The sequence below is a fragment of the Mycobacterium sp. genome, assembly GCF_035653355.1.
Classification (GTDB): Bacteria; Actinomycetota; Actinomycetes; order Mycobacteriales; family Mycobacteriaceae; genus Mycobacterium.
The window spans coordinates 1-3,221 of sequence record NZ_DASRBZ010000034.1 but is presented as its reverse complement, the minus strand read 5'-3'; the positions used below and the strand labels follow the sequence as shown (position 1 = coordinate 3,221).

Below are 3,221 nucleotides of genomic sequence, written 5' to 3'. Positions count from 1 at the left end.
GCCGACACCGCCACGAACGCCGATCACGGCGGCCATGATGTGGGGCTTGTCGGCTTGCGCTTCGCCACGCGGACCCGACAGGATCATCTGAGCGTGCGCAAAGGTATCGCGCAGCTGATCGACGGTGAACGGCTTCAGCAGGTAATCGTGAATGCCACTTGCGACGAGGTCCCGGTAGAGACGGACGTCGTTGACGGTGCCGGCCGCGATCACGATCGTGCCGGGCTCGCAGACTTCCGCCAGCGCATTGATGTCGTTGAGCGGGTCGCCGGACTCGCTCAGGTCGACGAACAGAATGTTCGGACTTGCCGAGACCGACAGCGACTGAACCGCATTGCGCAGCCCGCCCTTGTTGACCTTCTCCGGCGACCAGCCGTGCTCGACAGCCACCGGCCGAAGCATGTCGGCGGTGGCGTCGTCGCAGACGAACGCCGTGAATGGATCGCGCAGACCCGCGCGTGCCTGGAACGGAGCGTTCATTAATTACCCCCCTTCGGGCTGACCGCCTGGAGGCCCTTTGAGCCGGTCGGCGGCGTCGACTTGTAGAGCATGATCGCCTTGGTCGCGGCCTGGTTGTTGCCGACTTCCGTGCCCTCGCGGCCGTGAACCAGATCCTCCGGATTGGCGACCATGGCGGCGATATTGGAGTTCACACCGCAGCCGAAGTTCGACATCGTGCGATTGTTGAAGTTCGGCTGAGATGGAACGCTCCAGTTCGGACAGCCAGGGACCTCCGCACGCGTGCGGCTAACGATCACCCGTACCGACCCCGGTGCCACGGTGCCCGCGGTCACGGGCGCACCGGGCTGCACCATCATGCCATAATTGCCCGCGACCTGCGCAACCTCGTAACGAGCGGCGTCGGCGTAGGGAGCGTCAACGTAGATCGAGTCGCCGTAGCCCAGGTCGAGGCCGTGGAACCAAGCGTCGAGCCGGGCCTTCTCGGCCGGCGCCAGCGACCCGCCCGGAGCTGCGGCATCGAAGACGTAATCGGCGCGCGTCACCACCGGCACATTGACGGGTTCAACCCCGCGGTCGGCCAGGTCGCCCTGACTCGCGTGATAGCTGCAGCCGGCAAGCGCGGCCGAGGCGATCAGCAGGAGACCGAATTTCGAACGCATGGCAGCATCCTTCCTAAGCGAGCGGCGGGTCACAGCTTGAACCCTGGAGCAGCGGTTGTGGCAGCGCCGGTCACCATCCCAGGGGCCGGGAGCGGGGCACGGGCGGCGGGGCCGCTCACGCCCTTGAAGCTCTGCCCCTCGATGACGGTCTCCGGATCCGTGGGCATGCGGTAGCCGCGAGTGGGCGACGCCAGCGGACTTGACACAGGCCTGACCAGATAGGGGGTCACGATGATCACCAGCTCGGTTTCGTTCCGCTGATATTGAGTCGAGCGGAACAGCGCGCCGAGGATCGGCAGATCGCCGAGGAATGGCGCCTTGTTGACGCTGTTCGATGCGTGGTTCTGAAGCAGACCGGCAATCATGAACGACTGACCGGAGCCGAGCTCGACGGTCGTCTCAGCGCGGCGGGTCGTGAGCGCCGGGACCGTAAAGCCATTAAGCTTGACAGAGCCGGCGTCACTGAGCTCGCTGACTTCCGGCCGAACGCGCATCGAGATGCGGCCGTCCTGAAGGACGATCGGCGTGAAGGCGAGTCCGACGCCATACTGCTTGTACTCGATGGTGACCGCGCCGAGTGACTGCGAGACCGGGATTGGGAACTCGCCGCCGGCCAGGAAGCTCGCCGTTTCACCCGAAAGGGCCGTCAGGTTCGGCTCGGCAAGGGTCGTGATGAACCCGTCGTTCTGCAGCAGGTCCAGGGTGCCCAGAAGATCGGTCCCGAAGATGTGACCGAACAGGCCGAGCGTTGTCCCGCCGGCGATATTGTTGAACGTGACAGTGCTGTTGCCCGCGTTGATCGTGCCTGGGCTACCCTGGCCGATGCTGAACAGCGTCTTGCCGGAACTGTGGTTCAGAAGATTGACGCCGATCGACTTCAATGCCGAGCGATTGACCTCCGCGACACGGACCTTCAGAAGCACCTGGAGCGGAGTCGCCACCTTGAGTCGGCTGACCGGTACAATGTTCAGCGCAGCGCCTTCCTTGGTGACGTCGACGCCCGGGTTCAGGGCCGCCTTCACCAGCATCTCGGCTTGCGCCGCGTCTTCCGGCGAAGCGACCGTGCCGTTGATCACGGCAACCTGCCCGACCGTGCGCACGTCGATGTTCGCGTCCGGGATCGCCTGGTGCAGGATGTCGTTGATGTTGCTGATGTTCTGGTTGACCCGGACCTTGGCCCCATAGACCACCGAGCCGTCGGCCGCCGTGGCGATCACTGTCGATTCGCCAGCGTCCTTGCCGAACAGGTTAATCTGGTGCGCGCTGTTGACGTACACGTCCGCAACCTTCGGGTTCGAGGTCCAGACGCTGGACACTGCGCGTGGCAGGTTGATCATCTGCCCTTCGCCGACGTTCAGGAGGACCTGGGCGGTCGGGCGGTATGACCCCGACGCATAGGCCCGGGGCTGCGCAGCACTTGCCGTGGTCGGCGCCGCAACCGCGGTGAGGCCGATGGCCAGCGCGGCAAGCGCGGTGCCGAGGCGTGCCCGGCTGGTGATGTTGCGAGTCTTCATTTTAGCGAGCTCCCACCCGAACACTTAATTGACCGCATTGCCGCGGACGACGCGGACACCGGTGGGGCTTGGCGAAGCTCCGCCCCCCGCGGCGCCGGCAATCGCCTGGCCCAGCCCCTTGCCCATCGCCATGGCATCGGCCATCTGATTCTGCTGCGGACGAGCCGGGACGGTGCGGCGCTGGAACCGCGAGACGTCGCCGCCGGTGGTGAACGTGGTGTTCGAATCCGCCGGACGGTTGGCCATCGCGAGCAGCATTTGCTTCTCCTGGGCGGGATTGGCGCCTGCCGGCACCTTCACCTCGCCCGAGGCGACCGCGCGGTCCAGGTCCGAGTCATTGTCGGCAATGGAACGCAGCGACAGCGACAGCTGGCCGAGGCTCTGCGCGACGGCGATTTTCTCGGCGATGCGCGGGGTAACCTCGAGCGTCACGTTCGAGAAGGTCTTCACGACGGTCTTGCCGTCCTTGTCCTTCTCATCGGTCCGCTGATCGGTCGCAAGGACGCGCAGGTTGCGGATGATCGTCTCGGATACCTTGAGCGCCGGACCGTCGCCGCCGCCCTCGACGTTCGAAGTGAGGACGAGG

General features: G+C 65.4%; 4 protein-coding genes. All 4 read right to left on the bottom strand.

The features are described from left to right. Positions 1-390 (bottom strand): hypothetical protein (locus VFA16_RS01020; protein WP_324966028.1); only part of this gene is annotated, 390 nt, incomplete at its 3' end. Positions 391-479: 89 nt separating this feature from the next. Continuing rightward, entirely contained in the window at positions 480-1,121 is a 642-nt protein-coding gene (locus VFA16_RS01015; protein WP_324966027.1) for a CpaD family pilus assembly protein, read from the bottom strand. A 29-nt stretch (positions 1,122-1,150) separates the two neighbouring features. Beyond that, the gene (locus tag VFA16_RS01010; RefSeq protein WP_324966026.1) at positions 1,151-2,635 is read right to left on the bottom strand and encodes a type II and III secretion system protein family protein; all 1,485 of its coding nucleotides are present in this window, start codon (positions 2,633-2,635) and stop codon (positions 1,151-1,153) included. 24 nt (positions 2,636-2,659) lie between these two features. Beyond that, a partial coding sequence (locus VFA16_RS01005) for an RcpC/CpaB family pilus assembly protein (protein ID WP_324966025.1) occupies positions 2,660-3,221 on the bottom strand: 562 nt, incomplete at its 5' end.